The following is an 18,435-nucleotide window of genomic DNA, read 5'->3' as shown; positions in this document are numbered from 1 at the left end:
TAACTTAATGACATTGCCCTTATGGGGGCGGTGCTTTTGCGTATGGCACATGCAGATCAGTCAGCAAAGCCTGCAAATCTGGTAACGAGTGTGAGAACAAGGCGTTGGACGACGACGGCACGTTACTGACACTAACAGTTGCCACAGCGGCTATTAGGCCGAAAATCCTTCTTTTCAAACTCCAACGGTTACAGCGAGGCTGTCGATTAATTGTTTNNAAAAATCATATACATTCTCTGCGTGTGTCCGTTCACGGATAAAGCTGTCCACAATTAATCGACAGTCTCATGGCATCCGTTAGAATCAATGTCGCCCGCTTTTCGGGACAATAAGCCCTGTCACAACCGTTACAGCTTCTTCCCCCACAGCTCTCACCGTGATGTTGTCCAAGCAAGCCTTTTTCGCGGAATATTCCTGCATCATCGCAAGAATCACTTACCCCTATACGCACCCTAACCATGCTCGTGCATTTGCCCCGTCCACTCCCGCTCGTCCATCTCACGTATCGCCAGCCCCGCGCCAATCGCCCGAAAGCTGCCGACGACATCCTCGTAGCCGCGCTCGATATGCTCGACACCTGTGATGCGAGTGGTTCCCTCCGCCGCCAAACCGGCAAGCACAAGGCAGATGCCGGCGCGCACATCCGTCGCATGCACCCAGCCGCCATGCAGCGGAAGGCCGCCGCGAATAAAGGCGCTTTCCTGCCTCACTTCAATCTCGGCGCCGAGTCTCCGAAGCTGCGGCACATGGGCGAAGCGCTTCGGAAATACGCGATCGGTCACGATGCTTTTGCCCTTCGCCTGCAGCAGCAGTGCCGTGAGCGGCTGCTGCAGATCCGTGGCAAAGCCCGGATACATCCCCGTGCGAACACGTACCGCTTTTAGCTGACCAGTGCCGTAAGCGGTCATATGCGTTTCGCCGCATTCCACCTGCAGCCCGATCTCCTCCAGCTTGGCAATCGTCGCGCCAAGATGCTCCGGGATGACATCCGTCACGGTCACTTGCCCGCCATGCAATCCCGCCGCCATCAGAAACGCTCCGGCAATGAGCCGATCCGGAATGACCGTATGGAGGCCGCCATTCAAGTACGACACGCCTTCGATCCGAATGTGATCCGTTCCCGCACCGTAAATCCGCGCACCTAGCCGGTTCAGAAAAGCAGCCGTATCCACAACCTCCGGATCGACCGCACAATTAAACAGCCGCGTTTGTCCTCTGGCCCGCACAGCCGTCAGCATCGCGTTAATCGTCGCCCCGGATGTCAGCGTATCGAAAAAAATATCCGCGCCCTTCAGCTCGGCCGCCTCGACGACATAGTAATCTTTATGTAATTCCACCTTGGCGCCAAGCGCCTGAAACACCTTCATATGTTGATCAATCGGCCTTGCAACGAAATCGTCGCCGCCTGGGAACCCGATCGTCACTTTCCCGAATTTGGCAAGCAGCGCGCCTGCAAAATAATAAGACGCCCGATAGCTGGACGCCTTGCCCGGATCGATAACAGCGCTGTGAATCCAGCGCGGATCCACGACGACTTGTCCCTCTTCCCATTGCAGCTTCATGCCAATGTCGCGCCCGATCTCCGCAATGATGCGAATATCGTCAATCTGCGGAATGCCTTCCAGCGTCACGCAATCATCCGCTAGGCAAGCCGCGGCCAGCAAAGCGAGCGAGCTGTTCTTGGCCCCAGGGATGCGTACTTGCCCGTTCAACGGGCCGGAATACTCGGTCTGTATATATTTCATCTCGTGATTCCTACTTTCATTAGGACGATTTCAGCGCCGATTCGAGCACGTACCCGTTCCCACGCACAGCGCTAATCAGAAAGGTGTCTTTCCCAAATTTTTTTCGGACTCTGTACACCAGCGCATTCAATTCTTCCATCGTGACATCGGGGGCACCTTGGGCGCCGGCCGATCGCTCCGGCCATACGCCGGCTTTAATTTCCTCAAGCGGCACAAGGCTGTCCGCATGGTCATAAAGGAGACGGAGCAGCAGGTATTCTTTTTCAGACATCGGAATCCGCTTGCCCTCCACCACACACTCCCGTTTCTCCCAATGCACTGCCGTCTCGAGCTCAGGCACATTCATTCTTCGTGTAATGCTCAGCGGCTCAATTTCGAGCGTCTGCTCGGCAAACATATACGAAAAATGCAGCACGGTCATCCCGCCCGCCAGTCGAATGATATCCGACGTGTTTAAAGGATACGGCACGTTCGGCGTAACCCGATCACCATTAATCTCCGTCCCGTGACGACTGCCCAAATCGTACAGCACTGCACGTTCCTGCTCTCTGCGAATAACGACATGCTGCCGGGAAATAAAAGCATTGGTAAACGCCACGTCCGGCGTCAATTGATTGGAAATCCGGCCCACATACGTTTCCTCTTCGCTAAGATTCACGCAGGTGCCCGGTTGATAAGGCTCGCCTCGAACCACATACAGGCATGCAAAGTTTTCCAGATGTCTTCCCTCCATTACGATGTCAGGGCTTGTCTTGGTGAACATGACCTTTCACTACTCTCATTATCATAGCTGAATCCTTCGCCTATTAAAATCATTTTACACTAACGGATGACTCATAGTTTCCTCATAGGGGATACAACATGCCGGAATAATGGCTCTCTATTGAAAAAACAACAAAGAGGCCGCCCCAAGCTATTCGCTTAGTGCCAGCCCCACACCTCGTTCATGTCATCAACCTTCAAGAAATCTGCTCCACGATCCGATCCAGCAGCGGATACACCAACTCCTCCTCCAACGTAAAATGCTTAAGCAATAAGAGACAAGCCGTCAACAATTCTGAGGCCATCACATGTAAAAAATCTTCATCGATCGGCACCCGCATCGCATTGACCCCGTTGACGTAGGATTGCACGACTCTTTTCGCCAGGTCATGGTCCTGTTCCAGCACAATGATGGATCTCGCCACCGACATGGCCATCGTCGGATGCAAATACGACTGCAAGCTCGGGAACAACTCCTGGTCCTCCCACTCGGAATGCTGCTCCAGCTCTTCGATTAAGCAGAGAATCGCATCCTGCAGCTTGATCAGCTTGCACATGCCAATTGAGCAATCGTCAAGGGAGAACAGGGCGGAAGCCATCGCGCGAATCTCAACCAGCTGCTCACGCATCTGCACATGCTCCTCCTTCAAACGCTGGGCCAGCTCCCGAAAATCCCGCTGTTGCACAAGCCCCGCCCGGTTCGTTTGAATGCTCAAACGGTCATTCATTCGACAACCTCCTTCTTTCATTTCGTCCAACAAACCGGCGTGTATCAGCTCTTCACGCATGCCTGATCTTATGTAAAAAGCTGCCCCAATTCCGCATTAACATTGTATGCGGGAAGGGGCAGCTCTCATGCGCATGAATCGCGCGTCAGCGTATGCGGCTTTCGGTTAAATGGAACTGATTCACGAGCAGCAGCAGCGAATCGGTAATGGCACCGACGTCGCTCGTCGTCTGACGCACGTGCGACATGTCCTGGACGAGCTCTTGCACAGTGCGCTCGACCTCGGCGGAGATTTGGCGGTTTTCCTTGCTGACCGCCGCTACTTTCTCCATCAGGGCGACGACTTCCTCGACGACCTGGGTTTTCATCGTATCGTGGGCGTTCGCCGCACTCAGGATTTCCGATGCGGCCGCCACGATCTGCGTCCCCTCGGTCACAACCCGCGTGCCTTCCTCCATCGAGAGGAACGCTTCCTTCGCATGACGCTCGATATGCCCGATCGTCTCATTGATTTCCTCCGTCGATTTCTTCGTGGAATCGGCTAATTTGCGGATCTCGCCGGCGACGACGGCGAAGCCTTTGCCATGCTCGCCCACGCGCGCCGCCTCGATGGAAGCGTTCAATGAGAGCAAATTCGTCTGCGCCGAAATTTCCTCAATCACTTTGAGCAGCTTCGGAATTTCCTGCGTCGTCTGGAGGAACGTCTGGATCGTCTGATTCGTTTCCGCCACCTTCGCGGAAATATCCGTCATCTTCCCGCCGATCCGCTCCACTTCATCCTGCGCGACCGCAATTTGCGCCGACGCCTTCTGCTCCAATTCGCGCAGCGTGCCGCTCATGTTCTGCGTGACATCTTTTGCGACGTCGATATCTTTGAGCTGACCGCGTAAGGAACGGATCATATCATGGATTTTCACACTCATGCGTCCCGTTGACTGTTCGGTATTATCGGCAGATTCCGTCATATGCCCCTGGCTCAACTGAACCTCAGCGGCAGCCTGTTTTACCTGCAGCATAATGCCTTCCAGGGAATCGATCATGTTATTGATCCATTTGGCCAAATCGCGCGTCTCGTCGCCTGCGAACTCGTCCACCTTGAGACGCTGCGTCAAATCGCCCTTGCCTTCCGCGTTAATGCGGATAAACTGGTTGATTTTCGCCAAATGCCGAGCAACCGGCTTACTGCCTTTGCGCCGCATCAGGCTCGCACCCGCTAAGCCGAACACCAGACTGCCGGCCCCCAGGATGCCCGCTCCCACAAGCGCGGAGACAGCGCCGCTGAGCAGCCAGAAGCCGCAGACGCACAGCACTGCATGAAAGAGTATCAGGCTGAGGTGCAAGCGGAACAGCTTCCAATCGATGCTGCGAACCCGGTACACTTCCTCGAGGTCACCCTCGCACATCATGCCCCACACATCCGGGCAGTGCGGCAGCTGGAACGTCACCCCTTTACCGATAACCGAAATGTGGCGGTAGTCCGAATAGCCGGGGAACTCGACGAATACATTGCTGCCTTTCGCAATGGTCCCCGCAACGCCCGGATGCAGCTGCCCTGTCGCTGGATCTGTAAAAATCAGCTCCAACTCCGTATGCGCCTTAACGCCAACGATGCCGTAGTCCGTGCGCACGCCGTCTTTTAAGTTGTCGCCATGCGTAAACGTCAAATCTTCAAACCGGCTGCGCGACAGCGCCGTCCCCGGCACGATCTGCTTGTTCAGCCCAGGCTTCGCCATGAACAGATAGTTGTCGCCGGAATCGGGGTACACGTGCCCGGATTCGCGCTGGATCAGGTCCCCGAGCACATCGTTCGGCACGCGGCCGATCACGGCGCCCTTCCACTCGCCGCCGACCATGATCGGCGAGATAAACGCCAGCGTCATCGCATCATGGAACGGTGACGTGCTTGGACCAATGGTCAGCGTAAGGGGATCGGAGAAGGGTCCGAATAAGCATTTGCTTCCTTTTTTCGATGCCTCGAGACCTCTCTCCAGCACACTGCCATATTCGTAAACTTTACCAACATGAGAGGCATAGGTAGAGTAAATCACAGCCGATCGGTCATTCAGCACAAAAACTTCCGAGAAGTCCGCGCCGCTCTTCATCGAAGCCGTGAGCAATCTGGCCGCGACGGACGCATCCTGAGACCAGGTCGCAGCGCCCGCCGCCGCATCAGCAAGCTGATCTTGCAGCCGGTCGAGGTGCGACCAGTACGTCTCCACCCAAGTGCGTAAGATGTCCATACGTGTACTCGCAATGCCCTCAAAAATATGCTCGACATCCTCCTTGAGATGGCGATTCAGACGATACGACCACCAGAGCGGCAACCCTTTTCGAAAACCAAGCCAATCAAACATGCTCCAGCCCCCCATGTTCACATTATATGTGACTTTTTATATAACTTTTTGTGACTTTATATAACATTGATCTTATTTTGAAATTCTAATGCGCTTTACAGCAGAAAGCAAGATAAATAACTGAAATTTTCATGACTTTTTCACTACTTAACATAAAATATAATCTACTACCTCCAACACTATGTAAGTTATATTTACATAATTTCCCGAAAAATTTACAATGTTACAGATCCAGACGGAGCCGCTGAAACGCACACTCCCTTTCGATCCGATTCCGCGGATTATCCCGCTAGAGGAACGACTCAAGCTGGAGTGAGGCCTCAAGCAGCGCATTAAGGCGATGAATCTATTGTGGCTTTCGCTGCTGCTCAACATTTTTTGCAAATCGCGCCGAGTCAATAAAAGGAATTCGAGTGCATATGTGGAATACTTACAAATACAGTCGAAATGAAGACGAATAAGCTGCGTGATAGATGCCCCAGGGAGGTAACCAAGTGAAATCGACAGGTATTGTGAGAAAAGTTGACGAACTAGGCCGAATCGTTTTGCCCATCGAGCTGAGACGAACGCTTCATATCGAAATTGGCGACGCCATCGAAGTGTATGTGGATCCGGAGCGGATCACCCTCAAAAAGTACACCCCAGCCTGCGTATTCTGCGGGAATTTCGAGAATATGTCCTACTTCAAAGGTAAGTTGGTCTGCGGAACCTGTATAAATGAAATCGCTTAATTGATATTACGCAAGTGCCTTGCCTCTCCTGAACGGAAAAGAACCTCAGTCCCCACTTGTGGTGGGGCCGAGGTTCTTTTGTTTATGGATTTGTGTACTCAATTCCTTCGGGGCGGCAGGCGAATTCCTGCGATTAGGCAGGCATTTCCCGCAAAAAAGGCGTTTTTCGCAAAATGCCTGCGATAAAGCAGTTTTCTGGGGCCAACTCCGCTCCAAGACGGGTTTTCGCCCAAAAAGCCTGCTGAATCGCAGGCATTTCATCGAATGAGGAGGAAGACGGTGGAAATTCCTGCACATTTGCAGGCTTTTGGCGCCCCCCTCGAATGTACTCCCCCTCACCCCGGCCTCTCTCCTCGCACAGACCTACTTCACCTCAACCTGCACTTGCGACGGACGATACACGGTAGTCAATTCGCCCGCAGCATCAACCGCAAACATCACCGTACGCTCCGCTTCCAGCTCAAAAGCATACATACGGCCCGTCGCCGGGTCCTGCACTGCGATTGATGTATCTACTCCGTACTCGGATACGAAAATGTAAAGCGCCCCCTGCGCAAAAGTCAGCTTGCGGCCATAGACGCCCGGCAGATCGCCGCCGCGCAGCCAGACGAGCTCCGCGCGAACGCCCGCTTCCTGCAGTGCATACGTATACAGCGCCTCCAACGCACCCTCGCGCTCGTTCAGCTCCACAGGCAGCGGGCACCAGATGAGCTGCCCTGCGCCAAGCGCATAGCGCTGCACCGTGCCATGCTGCGAGCTCCACATCCGCTGGTCCGACTCCGACAAGCCAGCCGCCGCGACCACCAGCTCCTTGTTCAGCTTCGCAATGCCCGCGCCGCCGAAGGACACCGGATAGACGCGGTCCTGCAGTACCATCGCCTCCTCCCGCACCACGTTGCTCAGCACCGTGTCGCCCACGATGTCCGCGAGCCGCGGTGACCACGTCCAGTATTCGTTCAGGCCGAGCGGGCCCGTAAACAGCAGCGTGCCACCGTGGGTGCGAACATGCTCGAGCAGCTGCCCGAGCGCGGCATCGCTGAAATTGTGCGCGCTCGGCACGATGATCAGCTTCGGCTTCTGATCCGCGAGCGCGTCCAAGTGATACTCGCCGATGCCCCGGAACGGTACGTTCAGCAAGTACGCGAGCGTGCGCGTCAGCTTGGCGGTCGCCTCGCCCGCCAGCTTGCGCGTGGAGAAGTCGTTCGAGTATGGGAACACCGCGACGACTTCTTCCAACTGCCGATCCACGAACAGCTCGCGGATCGCGCCCATAAAGGCACCGAAATCGTAGGAGACGTCGGCTTCCGGTTTTTCCGTACCATCTGCGCGCAGCGCTCCGATATGCGATTCATTCACATTATTCATATAGAAATTAATGTTCCAAATCCACTGTACAGCCCCCGCGCCACCGGTCGAGAAGGCATACGCGTATTTGCGCTCCAAAATGTTGCGCAGCTCATGCTCCGACCGCTTCGCCCGGCCATCCGCCGTCTCCACATACATAATGCCGGTTTCCTGAATCAGGCTCGGTTTGTACGGCGATTTCGAGAAAATCCCGTCCCAAACGAGCTGATCCATAAGCCACCACGTATGCACCGTCGTATAGTCGACGCTGTCCGCATAGAAGAACGGCGACGGACGCTGCGCGCCAAGGCCTTCGTCCTGCCCAACCGTCGCAAGCTGTGACGGATTGATGCTCCGAATCGTCGCAATCAACTCATCCGCCCAGCGATTGTGCATGTCCATCGTGAACAAGGTGTAATCGAGCCACGGGCCCCCTTTTTTCTCAAGCGTTTCGGTCGTGTTCATGTTCATTTCGGATACGTCAGGCAGCCGCACACCCGCAAAGCTCGGCAGCTCCTCCGGCGTCATATTCCAGCGCTCCTGCAGCAGGCGAATATCGCCGTGCCGCTCCTCAAGCCAAGCGACATACGCAGCTTGCTCAAATCGATCGTGCGCGGACTGCGGGCCTGCGAACGGCTTTTGCGGATTGAACATCGACGGCTCATTGATCAAATCCCAATGCACGTTCGTCGTTTCTTTGTGGCGGGACACGACGGCGGAAATAAACCGTTTTTGCGCCTCCACGCTGCGCGGATCGAGATACGGATTGACGCCCTCCCACGTCTCCGGCGTGAACGCGAAGAAGTTGAAGGTCACTTCAATACTGTGCTTTTTGCACGTCAAAATAAAAGCGTCAATCGCACGAAGCACCTCTTCATATGGATGCCCGTCGACGAACATCACCTGCCGCCACGCCGACCAGATGCCCGTACGCAGCAGATTGATGCCCGCTTTGACCATTTGCGCAATGTCCCGATCCCACACCGATACGTTCGGGAGAAACAAAAACTTTCTCGCCACATCGCTAGTCATGTACGTCATGCCGACGATCGGCAGCGGCTTGCCGTCTTTCCAGAAATAGTCTCGGTCGCACGACATCGGCGTGCCTTCCCGCAGCAGCTCTGCGTCGTAGCCCCAGAAGCCTTGACGGAATGTGCGCGTCTCGCCAGTATTCGAAGTAGCGACGCAGGTTGCGGTATAGTAACCGGCTTGCAAGTCTACGGGCACGTTTGCTTTGTGATACGTCAACTCGCGGGAGGCAGCCATCGCGAATTCCGTACACCAGACTGGCGCAGCTACGCCCTCAGCGCGGACCTCAACCTGAAACGTCCAGGTCGCATTCTCCGATTGCCCGCCGCCACGTTGCGATAATGTCTGCAATTGCACAGTTAACGCCGCCCGATCCCCCGGATCGTAGCACGCATAATTCGGCTTGAACCAAATTTCCGTCACACCTCGGGAAGTAAATTCGGCCAATTCGCCCAGCAGCTCCACGCCTCCGCGCTTCCAGAATGACTCGTCCACAACTACATTCGCAAAAATCCAACGTCCTCCCGCAAAATCCCCCTTCGTATTCTCGAGCAGCACGACGGGCGCAGCTACTTCCCGGCCTTCACCAGAAACACCCTTAAGCAGCGGCGTCATATGCGCATCCATCGGCCCGCTCGAACCGATCTGCCCCGGATGATCGTCCGCTCTCGTCACATGCAGCGCCATGCCCACCGTGGGCTGTACCTCTACAAGGTTTTCCCGGCCGCTGAACAAAGCAAGATCGGAATTTGCTGTATAATGCGCAATCGGCGTGCTGTCGACCGGCAGCATCTCATGAATGCCGAGCTGTTGGTGATACGCCGTCTGCTCATGCTCCAGCTGCCAATCATCCCCACTGGCATAAGCCGGATTACGAAAAGGTGCGCTGCCCAACGTAACCAAGCCTTTTCCTGCGCGAACATGCGTCAAAATCGCGGACCAGGCCGACTTCGGAAAATACCGCCCATGCAAATGAACCAGCGTGTCCGCGCCTTGCTGCAGCGCCGCCGCCAACTGATCAGCGTTCGTCAGCGTTCCGATTTCGCTCAGCGTGCGCAGCGCCTCATCTTGCGGGTGCTCCCCTTCGTATGGAAACGTGCTGTCATAAAAAATCAATGTCATGGTCAACGAAATTACCCCCTGTAGATTCGCAGCATGCAAATCGTTAGTTTTGTTAGGCTAACATTATTATTCGTGACCATAATTTACGCAAAAAAGGCGCTCCGGTCAATCTCTTTTTTCCGTACACAGATTGACATTATTCGATTTATACGAAACAATATATAATGTTTGGTTTGTTAGTCTATGTAAGGAGTTTTCCAGCCATGTCCAAAAAAGTATCCATGCAAGCCATCGCCGACCGCCTTGGCTTATCCAAATACACCGTCTCGCAGGCGCTGTCCGGCAAATCCGGCGTCAGCGAAGACAATCGCCGCCGCATTCAAGAGACCGCCAAAGCGATGGGCTACGTACTGCAGCCCAAAGCCTCTATTGCCGCCGATATTCCGCCTCTGGACCTTACACCGGATACAACCGATGCCGAAGGAACCCGGCCCTACCTGCTCGTCTGGATTCACGCCGTCTATCAGCAGGATAATCCGTTCTGGGGCAAAGTGCTCGCTGGCATCGCACAGGCCAGTATCGACAACGGCTACGATCATCTGATCGTCCCCGTCAGTCAGCACGACAAGAAGCTGCAGGTTCCCGCTTATTTGAACAAATCGCGCTGCGTCGGCCACTTGCTGGCTGGCACCTTTCCCGCCGACAGCGTCGTCGCCTTGAAAATGACGGGGCTGCCGCTCGTACTCATCGACCATGAAGAGCCGCTCGTGGAGGTCGACTGCGTCGTGAACAACAATCTCGGCTCCGGCGCGATGGCTCTGGAGCGTCTCCTTACGGCAGGCGCGAAGCGCATCGTCTTCATCGGCGACGATGCGTTCGCGCTCAGTTTCAAGGAGCGCTGGTGGGGCTGCCGCCTCGCCATGGAGGATCATCGGAGCAGCGCCGATGATCCAGAGAGCCTGTCGCTCAAGAAGTGGCAAGTGGCCTTTGGCCAGCCCCATATGGCGCACCAGCTTGAGCGCAAGCTCAGCGCCTTGTCCGGCGACGGGATGCCGGACGGCTTTATTTGCGCCAACGACCAGCTCGCCTTGGCGCTAATGCCGCTGCTGAAGCAGCGCGGGCTGAGCATCCCTGGCCAGGCGCGCGTGATCGGCCTCGATAATATCGAGGCCGCCGTGTATGCGCAGCCGCCGCTCAGCACGATCGAGCTCGGCAAGGAAGCGCTCGGCATCCGCGCCGTCGAGACGCTGCTGTACCGCATGCAGCATCCGGGCCGCCAGGCGGAGAAGATCGTGCTCTCCTCCCGGTTCATCGCGCGGGAGTCGGGGTGAATATAAAAAGAGGAAGTATGTTCATCTACTGAACATACTTCCTCTTCCCTTACCCCCCCAGCTCACTCAACACAACCGACAGCAGCATGCCTCCCAGCGCGATCCAGAACAAGTACGACCGTCCAATCCGCTTCAAGCTTTTATCCTGACGATCCATCGCGGCCTTCTTGCGGGCACTGCTTGACTTCGGCTCCTCGTCTAGTTCATTCTCAACTTGCGATTTCCACTTCAAAAATTGAAACCCAACGCCGCTAACCACGACGGATACCATTAACAAAATCAATGAAATCATAAATAACTTGTCCGCAAAGGACGCCATCTCACTTCCAACCTCTCTATCCTGCTGTCTAGCCTCTAGTATACTGTATCCGCAGGCGGAAATGCACGAAAAAGCCCTGGCTGCATCTCCGCAACCAGGGCTCTCGATCCTGCTATTGACTTACACCGCGGCTTCCGCCAACGCTTTTTTGAGCTTCGTGACGTTCATGCCGAGAATCTTGTGTTCACCGATCACCGTGACCGGCAGCGACATAAGCCCCATATCGTGCAGCTCTTGGCCATACGCATCGTTCAGGTCGATATTTCTTTCTTCAAAAGCAACGCCTTGTTCCGTCAAGTATTTCTTCAATTGCTGGCAATATGGGCAGTTCGTGCTGGAATAAACGATAGGTTGAGCTGTTTGAGACATGGGAAAAACACTCCTTCAATCTTATTTGTATTGCGGGATCAATTGAGCCCGTTTGTGAATGAACTTGTCAACCGCCATAGCGGCAATAGCACCGTCAGCAGCCGCAACGACCGCTTGTTTGACCGGTGTGCGCCGGACTTCACCCGCGCCAAAAACCCCGGCTACCGGCGATTGCATCAGCGCATCAAGCTGCATGTACCCTTCCTCGTCAAGCGGCACCTGCTCCGCGATAAAATCCGTGCCCGGCTTGCTGCCGGATAAGAAAACGAATACACCGTCTACCTTCAGCGTTTCTTCCTCGCCGCTACCTGTACGGATGCGCAGCCCCTCGACATGCCCGTCCCCAACGACTTCGAGCGGCTTGGCTTTGTAACGCATTTCCGTATTCACGAGTTCAGGCATGTGATGAACGTTTTGCAGTTCCGGACGCGGAACAACAAAGTAAATCTTGCTTGCAAATTTGCTCAGCGCCTGAGCTTCCTCAAGCGCCTCTTCCGAATCTCCGATCACGGCGACTGTCTTGCCTTCGAAAAAAGCCCCGTCACACGTAGCGCACGTGCTGACGCCGCGGCCTAGCAGCTCCTCTTCGCCCGGAAGCATCCGGTTGCGCCCCTTGGAGCCGGTAGCGATAATAATCGCCTTGCTTTCATACATGCCGTCTGCGGTAAAAACAAATTTCGTATCGCCCTCAACGTCCACCGCCGTAATATTCGTCTGGATGAACTCGGCGCCGAAGCTTTTCGCCTGATCACGCATGCTGTCCAACAGATCTTTGCCAGTAAGCTCCCCTTGCACACCGGGGTAATTCGCAATTTTGTGCGTGATTGCCAGCGCCCCGTTGTTCGGCGATTTGTCGATAACCAGTGTTTTCAAATTGCCACGGGCCGTATAAATGGCAGCCGACGCCCCCGCAGGTCCAGCTCCAATAATAATAACATCATACATCGCCATTGTCCTCCCATTCCTTGCTAAACCGCAAATGAAACTCTATACGCTTAAATATGAGAATGTATATCAGATAATAATTATTATAAAATGAGAATAGAAAAAGTCAACCTTTTTTATAATAATTATAAACAAGGTTGACTTTGTGGGATCATCTCAGTCGTATGATCGATATACACAGCTTCCAGGATCGAAGCATTCGCTGCCTGATCAAATCCCGCACGCCGTAACGCGGCGGCACGCTGCTCAGCCGGGACAATTTCACTTTGGAGCGCTTTCATAATCCATTGCGCCCATTCCGCAACATCCCACTCGAGCGGGATATTTTTATAAAAACCAGCGCCGACACAGGCCTCCTTTGGTAGCGCTTCCGAAACGACGCAAGGTACACCTGCCGCCTGGGCCTCCACTACAATCCGCGGCACACCTGCGCGAAAAGCAGGCACAACCAGCACATCCAGCAATTGCAGCAGCTCCTTGCTGCAAACTTCGGAACCGAGCAAATGCACACGGTTGTCCAACCCTTTGGCAGCAATAAGCGCTTGAATGTCCTTGCGAAGCGCGCCATCTCCTGCCAGCACTAGCCGCGCGCGCGGCACGCGTATGCACAACTCCTCAAAAATCTCAATCAAACGCTTCTGATTCTGAGCAGCCGTGAACTTGCCGGAATGCCCGATAACCACTTCATCCTCCGCGATGCCCAACTCCGTACGAAGCTTTCCTTTTCCCGCCTTAAGATGGATATATCGCTCAATCTCAATCCCGCCGTACAGCATCATGTGAGGCTGCCGAACGAACTGCTCCGAGAGCAGTTGGCTTGCAACGGCCGAGCTTGCGATCACATGGCTGGCCAGCCGCTTGACCAAGCGGGCTTCCAGGCGGTACAGCAGCGGATACGCCTCCCGCAGGGATAGAAGAGGACTCACTTCGTGCAATTGCACGATGCGTGCCGGAATGCCGAGCAGCCTCGCGGCGAGCAGCAACGGGCCGCTTGCCACATCCATATGGCTATGTATCGCTTGATACGGACCATGCTTGCGAATGGCAGCAACCAATTGAAGCAGGAACCCTACAGTCCCTGTCTGGGATGCCTTCGAAAGAATCAGAACATGGCCGCCCAAAGCGCGTATTTCTTCCTCATAATCAGAGGGATTGGGAGAAAACATGAGAAAATCAAACTGCAGCTTGCTGCGATCCACTTGCCGATACATGGACATGATAAAATCCTGCGGTCCCCCGCGATTCATGCTCGAAATGAACTGCAAAACCCGGATCGGTTGATTTCCCATCAGCGCACCCCTTTAACATTCATAGAAAGAATGTAAACTTTTGTAAACAGATAGGAAAATTGTAGCACGAAAACCGGGGCCTGCCTATACTTTATTAAGATTTAATTAAAATAAAATAAAAATATCATAAAGATTAATGGATAGAAATGGTTTTAATCGCACAGTAAAAACGCGGCAACCTTTCCCGTGAAAAGATCCCCGCGCATTATGTATAGTTTAATTTAGCTAGTCCTCCATACTCGAAACCATTTCGGCTTCACCCACACCGGATTCTCAGCAGTGATTGCAACATCCTGAATCACACACCAGGCATTATGCTGAAGCGAGCGTACCGCATCTATATCAAGCTTCTCCTGTATAACGTCATAGGCTTTGTCCAGAGCGAAGCCTGATCTCGCCGTGTCGTGCGCATCAGACGCAACAAAGTGCGCCAAGCCGCTTCTGCACATGCGAAGCGAAAGTTGCATGATGGTCTTGCCGTAGCTGCCGAGCAATGAGTGTGCCGTAATTTGCGATAGTGCGCCATTTTCAACCAGCTTCAACAGCTTCTCAGGATTTTCTATGATTTCCCGATTTCGTTCAGGATGAGCAATAATTGGAACTCTGTTCGACTGCAGCAAGTCCTTCACGATTTTTTCCATCACGGACGGAATTCGATCTGGCGGTAACTCGAGCAGCACATATCTGGAATTGCCTAATGAAGAGAGAATGCCTGAATTAAGCTCTTCCAGCAGTTGCGGGTAAATCCGAATTTCCTGGCCGGCAATAACGCGTAGTGGAATATTATAGTAGTCCAATTGTTCTTGGAGAGTTTTTACATACTGTACGATTTGCACGCAATTGTTATAAAATCTACCGTTCATATGATGGGGAGTTGCCACAATCGTATGTATGCCGCAGCTTACAGCCTGACGTGCCATGAGCAAGGCTTCGTCGAGGTCATAAGCACCGTCATCCAGCCCAGGAAGAATATGAGAATGTATGTCTATCATGAGTTGCGCTCCTCGTATGTTACTAAATACCTATTCGTATCATAACAGATATTCATAGAAAATACTGCATATCGCCGCGATTTATTAGAGTTAAATAGTTATATAGACCTATATGTGTTGAAAAATTTGGAAATCGCATTGCCCCTTATCCCATTGAGAAGAGGCAATGCGTTCTGCAATCAAATCCCCGGATAATAAGGATACGGATAATACGGCGGATACGGATACGGGTACGGATAAGGCGGATATGGATAGTAAGGCTGCGTTGCGGCGCCATAAAGCAGAGGCGCTACAACCCAGGGCAGCAGGTTCGCGCCGCCGGGGTACCAGCCAGGGCCGTGACCATGGCCGTCTACAATAACAGGGCCGTGACCAGGAAATCCGGGACCATGACCGATTGGGCCAGGGCCATGACCGATTCCACCTGGACCATGGCCAATACCTCCGATACCGCCGGGACCATGGCCAATTCCACCCGGACCGTGGCCGATTCCGCCAAGGCCGCCGTGAATTCCGCCGCCAACAGGCGGACGATGCTCGTTCGTTGCTTTTGTCGTCATGAATACTTCACTCACATTCCTGTATAGTTTCATTATCTTCTATACAGTATGTGTGCGGACGCCCACTCGGTGATCACTTCATCCAAAAATGGGCGCTGCAGCTCGAGACGATCGCCGTGACGGCTTTTTCCGCTTACGGCTTGCCCCATTTCCAAAGGTCACAAAGGCCAACGAAGAAAACGATGACGGTCACGAGGACGATCGCCCGCAGATCCCAAGCATTCGGGAACTCGTTGATCTTCGCATTCGTAGCACGCAAAACAAGCACAAACAGCAGTAAAATCAGGTTAAAAAATAAACAATACGCCATGCGTGCCGAAAGCTTATGCAGGGGGAGCTTGTCAATCAGCTTGCCGAACCCGAACAAGTCACCAGATTTGCCACTTCCTCGGGTCGGCTTCGACCCAGGAGGAGACGGGCCGGATGAGGGCGCATCATCGGTTGTCTGCTTTGGATTTTTCCCCATGTCGACCCTCAACCCCTCGTGAGGCCTCCAGAACATCCTGCCACATCAGAACGGTGCCAAGGAAGCTTACGACTGCTATGCTGACTCCTCCTAGTGGTGTTAGAAGCCCTGCCTCCCACGTCATGATCATGGCCACGACACTTACCAACAATAGCACGAATCCCCCTGCTAGCTTCATCCAGCTCCTTGCCATAGTCAGGTACACCTCCCCTTTGTATCCATGAAGACTTTCCGAAATACAGCACCGCTAATGTCGGAAAGCTTCAAAGCTCCCAAGCTGATATAACATATGCTAGATTCATAGAGTCGGTGAGGACTACGTCCTAGCTCCGGTGTAAAAGGCGCACCCGGCTCTGACAGTGGCAGTGGACAGAAAAAAGCCCGAGGGAAACTTTCATCCCTCAGGCCTCGTTTTACCGGTTCAACAAGCTTCCCACGTACCGCAGCAGCTCATTCGCACAGACCGGGCAATACCCGTGCTCATCGATTAACTGTTTGGTGACGTCGTTGATTTTCTTGAGCTGCTTCTCGTCCGGCGTCTTCGTGGAGGTCGTTATTTTGACGATGTCCTTGAGATCGGCGAACAGCTTCTTCTCGATGGCCTCGCGCAGACGCTCGTGCGAGCTGTACTCGAACTTCTTGCCCTTGCGGGAGTAAGAGGAGATGCGAATCAGAATCTCTTCGCGGAACGCTTTCTTCGCATTCTCCGAGATGCCGATCTGCTCCTCAATGGAACGCATGAGGCGCTCATCCGGATCCATTTCCTCGCCGGTCAGCGGGTCTTTGATTTTGCCCCAGTTGCAGTAGGCTTCAATATTGTCCAGATAGTTGTCGAAAATCGTTCTTGCCGACTCCTCGAAGGAGTAGACGAACGCTTTTTGCACTTCTTTTTTGGCAATATCATCATATTCCTTGCGGGCAACCGAGATAAAGTTGAGATATTTCTCTCGCTCATCTTTGGTGATCGATGGATGCTGATCGAGCCCGTCTTTCAATGCACGCAGCACATCGAGCGCGTTAATGCACTGAAGATCCTGGCGGATCAGCGCGCTCGAAATCCGGTTGATGACGTACCGCGGATCGATGCCGCTCATGCCTTCTTCCTGGAATTCGTTCTGCATCTCCTTCAGATCGGCTTCTTTATAGCCTTCGACAACTTCGCCGTCGTACATGCGCATTTTTTTGACCAGATCCATGCCCTGCTTCTTCGTCTCTTTGAGACGCGTCAGGATGGAGAAAATCGCCGCAACCCGCAGTGCATGCGGAGCAATATGTATGTGGGACATATCACTCTGTCCGATGAGTTTATAATAAATCTTCTCTTCATCCGACACACGGAGGTTGTAGGGAATCGGCATAACGATCATCCGGGACTGCAGCGCTTCATTTTTCTTATTGGCGATAAAGGACTTATACTCCGTTTCATTCGTATGGGCGACAATCAGCTCATCCGCGGAAATCAAGGCAAAACGGCCCGCTTTAAAGTTGCCTTCCTGTGTCAGCGAGAGCAAGTTCCACAGGAACTTCTCATCGCATTTCAGCATTTCCTGGAACTCCATAATGCCGCGATTCGCTTTATTCAGCTCGCCATCAAACCGGTAGGCGCGCGGATCGGATTCGGAGCCGAATTCCGTAATCGTCGAGAAGTCGATGCTGCCGGTCAGGTCGGCAATATCCTGGGACTTGGGATCGGATGGAGAGAACGTGCCGATACCGACGCGGCCTTCCTCCGACACAAACACACGCTCGATCTGCACATCCTCGATGCAGCCGTTGTATTCGGTTTTGAGACGCATTTGACAGGATGGACATAGGCTTCCCTCAATTTTCACATTCAGCTCGCGCTCAATTTCTGCCCTGAGCTCCAACGGAATGAGATGCAGAGGTTCTTCGTGCATCGGACACCCTTTGATCGCATAGACGGCACCTAGATCAGTCCTGGAGAATTGCTCCAAGCCGCGTTTCAGCATGGTCACAATTGTGGATTTCCCACCGCTCACTGGACCCATCAGCAGCAAAATCCGTTTACGAACATCCAAACGACGGGCTGCGGAGTGGAAATATTCTTCCACCAGCTTCTCAATGGCACGATCCAAACCAAAAATCTCTTGGTTGAAAAACTTATAGGATTTGTGGCCGCTCTGGTCGTTGATCCCTTGCGAAGCGATCATATCGTAGACCCTCGAATGTGCGGTTCTTGCGAGTCCAGGATTCGTGCGAAGCAATTCTATGTACTCCGCGAACGTACCGGTCCAGCTTAACGCATCCTTCTCCGTACGATGCTCCGAAATTCTTTTGAATATGTCCATGGGTACCTCCTTTCACTGCTGCCTTTGCTGTTGATTAGGTCAGCTCGTGATGGTGAATTGTGTACTACAATCCTATGCACCCACGGAGGATAACTTGCCCG

The 18,435-nt window shown here is 53.6% G+C and carries 15 protein-coding genes; 2 read left to right on the top strand and 13 right to left on the bottom strand.

Going from position 1 to position 18,435, the window contains the following annotated elements:
• Positions 1 to 452: 452 nt before the first annotated feature.
• The 4 genes from murA to ABE504_RS03825 form a co-directional block, all read right to left on the bottom strand.
• Positions 453 to 1,745, bottom strand: coding sequence for a UDP-N-acetylglucosamine 1-carboxyvinyltransferase (gene murA, locus ABE504_RS03840; protein WP_430084693.1), 1,293 nt, complete (start codon positions 1,743 to 1,745; stop codon positions 453 to 455).
• Positions 1,746 to 1,764: 19 nt separating this feature from the next.
• Positions 1,765 to 2,508 carry an FHA domain-containing protein gene (locus tag ABE504_RS03835; protein ID WP_430084691.1) on the bottom strand — a complete coding sequence of 248 codons (744 nt, stop codon included), beginning with the start codon at positions 2,506 to 2,508 and terminating at the stop codon, positions 1,765 to 1,767.
• Between the two features lie 196 nt (positions 2,509 to 2,704).
• Positions 2,705 to 3,235: a hemerythrin domain-containing protein gene (locus tag ABE504_RS03830; RefSeq protein WP_430084688.1), complete on the bottom strand. Its 531-nt coding sequence runs from the start codon at positions 3,233 to 3,235 to the stop codon at positions 2,705 to 2,707.
• Between the two features lie 145 nt (positions 3,236 to 3,380).
• On the bottom strand, positions 3,381 to 5,588 hold the full coding sequence (locus tag ABE504_RS03825) for a methyl-accepting chemotaxis protein (protein ID WP_430084685.1): 2,208 nt from the start codon (positions 5,586 to 5,588) through the stop codon (positions 3,381 to 3,383).
• A gap of 494 nt (positions 5,589 to 6,082) precedes the next feature.
• On the opposite strand from ABE504_RS03825, the gene ABE504_RS03820 reads away from it, so the two are divergent.
• A complete protein-coding gene (locus ABE504_RS03820; protein ID WP_430084682.1) occupies positions 6,083 to 6,319 on the top strand; it encodes an AbrB/MazE/SpoVT family DNA-binding domain-containing protein in 237 nt (78 codons plus the stop codon).
• Positions 6,320 to 6,682: 363 nt separating this feature from the next.
• Here ABE504_RS03820 and ABE504_RS03815 read toward each other — a convergent pair whose 3' ends face one another.
• Positions 6,683 to 9,814, bottom strand: coding sequence for a beta-galactosidase (locus ABE504_RS03815; protein WP_430084768.1), 3,132 nt, complete (start codon positions 9,812 to 9,814; stop codon positions 6,683 to 6,685).
• A 164-nt stretch (positions 9,815 to 9,978) separates the two neighbouring features.
• Between ABE504_RS03815 and ABE504_RS03810 the strand changes: the two genes are divergently transcribed.
• Positions 9,979 to 11,085, top strand: a complete 1,107-nt coding sequence (locus tag ABE504_RS03810; protein WP_430084680.1) for a LacI family DNA-binding transcriptional regulator — start codon at positions 9,979 to 9,981, stop codon at positions 11,083 to 11,085.
• 49 nt (positions 11,086 to 11,134) lie between these two features.
• Here the strand turns inward: ABE504_RS03810 and ABE504_RS03805 are convergent, their stop codons facing one another.
• From ABE504_RS03805 to ABE504_RS03770, 8 genes are all read right to left on the bottom strand, one after another.
• A complete protein-coding gene (locus ABE504_RS03805) occupies positions 11,135 to 11,404 on the bottom strand; it encodes a hypothetical protein (RefSeq protein ID WP_430084677.1) in 270 nt (89 codons plus the stop codon).
• Between the two features lie 120 nt (positions 11,405 to 11,524).
• Entirely contained in the window at positions 11,525 to 11,773 is a 249-nt protein-coding gene (locus ABE504_RS03800; protein WP_430084674.1) for a glutaredoxin family protein, read from the bottom strand.
• A gap of 21 nt (positions 11,774 to 11,794) precedes the next feature.
• Positions 11,795 to 12,718 carry an NAD(P)/FAD-dependent oxidoreductase gene (locus tag ABE504_RS03795; protein WP_430084672.1) on the bottom strand — a complete coding sequence of 308 codons (924 nt, stop codon included), beginning with the start codon at positions 12,716 to 12,718 and terminating at the stop codon, positions 11,795 to 11,797.
• 125 nt (positions 12,719 to 12,843) lie between these two features.
• Positions 12,844 to 14,007, bottom strand: a complete 1,164-nt coding sequence (locus tag ABE504_RS03790; RefSeq protein ID WP_430084669.1) for a glycosyltransferase — start codon at positions 14,005 to 14,007, stop codon at positions 12,844 to 12,846.
• A 221-nt stretch (positions 14,008 to 14,228) separates the two neighbouring features.
• On the bottom strand, positions 14,229 to 14,999 hold the full coding sequence (locus ABE504_RS03785; protein WP_430084667.1) for a tyrosine-protein phosphatase: 771 nt from the start codon (positions 14,997 to 14,999) through the stop codon (positions 14,229 to 14,231).
• 179 nt (positions 15,000 to 15,178) lie between these two features.
• Positions 15,179 to 15,559, bottom strand: a complete 381-nt coding sequence (locus ABE504_RS03780) for a hypothetical protein (protein WP_430084665.1) — start codon at positions 15,557 to 15,559, stop codon at positions 15,179 to 15,181.
• A gap of 133 nt (positions 15,560 to 15,692) precedes the next feature.
• Positions 15,693 to 16,025 (bottom strand): hypothetical protein, encoded by a 333-nt coding sequence (locus tag ABE504_RS03775; RefSeq protein ID WP_430084663.1) that lies wholly within the window; start codon positions 16,023 to 16,025, stop codon positions 15,693 to 15,695.
• Positions 16,026 to 16,438: 413 nt separating this feature from the next.
• Positions 16,439 to 18,334, bottom strand: a complete 1,896-nt coding sequence (locus tag ABE504_RS03770; RefSeq protein WP_430084660.1) for a PrkA family serine protein kinase — start codon at positions 18,332 to 18,334, stop codon at positions 16,439 to 16,441.
• Positions 18,335 to 18,435: the final 101 nt, after the last annotated feature.

The sequence above is a fragment of the Paenibacillus oryzisoli genome (assembly GCF_050467285.1).
Lineage (GTDB): Bacteria > Bacillota > Bacilli > Paenibacillales > NBRC-103111 > Paenibacillus_E > Paenibacillus_E oryzisoli_A.
The sequence above is the reverse complement of the archived record's forward strand: the minus strand, read 5'-3'. Positions and strand labels throughout refer to the sequence as shown.

Bases quoted from the DNA above. Each gene is read 5' to 3' on its own strand.
- ABE504_RS03775 (WP_430084663.1), bottom strand. From the start codon at position 16,025: ATGGGGAAAAATCCAAAGCAGACAACCGATGATGCGCCCTCATCCGGC.
- ABE504_RS03815 (WP_430084768.1), bottom strand. From the start codon at position 9,814: ATGACATTGATTTTTTATGACAGCACGTTTCCATACGAAGGGGAGCAC.
- ABE504_RS03835 (WP_430084691.1), bottom strand. From the start codon at position 2,508: ATGTTCACCAAGACAAGCCCTGACATCGTAATGGAGGGAAGACATCTG.
- ABE504_RS03800 (WP_430084674.1), bottom strand. From the start codon at position 11,773: ATGTCTCAAACAGCTCAACCTATCGTTTATTCCAGCACGAACTGCCCA.
- ABE504_RS03805 (WP_430084677.1), bottom strand. From the start codon at position 11,404: ATGGCGTCCTTTGCGGACAAGTTATTTATGATTTCATTGATTTTGTTA.
- murA (WP_430084693.1), bottom strand. From the start codon at position 1,745: ATGAAATATATACAGACCGAGTATTCCGGCCCGTTGAACGGGCAAGTA.
- ABE504_RS03770 (WP_430084660.1), bottom strand. From the start codon at position 18,334: ATGGACATATTCAAAAGAATTTCGGAGCATCGTACGGAGAAGGATGCG.
- ABE504_RS03780 (WP_430084665.1), bottom strand. From the start codon at position 15,559: ATGACGACAAAAGCAACGAACGAGCATCGTCCGCCTGTTGGCGGCGGA.
- ABE504_RS03825 (WP_430084685.1), bottom strand. From the start codon at position 5,588: ATGTTTGATTGGCTTGGTTTTCGAAAAGGGTTGCCGCTCTGGTGGTCG.
- ABE504_RS03830 (WP_430084688.1), bottom strand. From the start codon at position 3,235: ATGAATGACCGTTTGAGCATTCAAACGAACCGGGCGGGGCTTGTGCAA.
- ABE504_RS03795 (WP_430084672.1), bottom strand. From the start codon at position 12,718: ATGTATGATGTTATTATTATTGGAGCTGGACCTGCGGGGGCGTCGGCT.
- ABE504_RS03810 (WP_430084680.1), top strand. From the start codon at position 9,979: ATGTTTGGTTTGTTAGTCTATGTAAGGAGTTTTCCAGCCATGTCCAAA.
- ABE504_RS03790 (WP_430084669.1), bottom strand. From the start codon at position 14,007: ATGGGAAATCAACCGATCCGGGTTTTGCAGTTCATTTCGAGCATGAAT.
- ABE504_RS03785 (WP_430084667.1), bottom strand. From the start codon at position 14,999: ATGATAGACATACATTCTCATATTCTTCCTGGGCTGGATGACGGTGCT.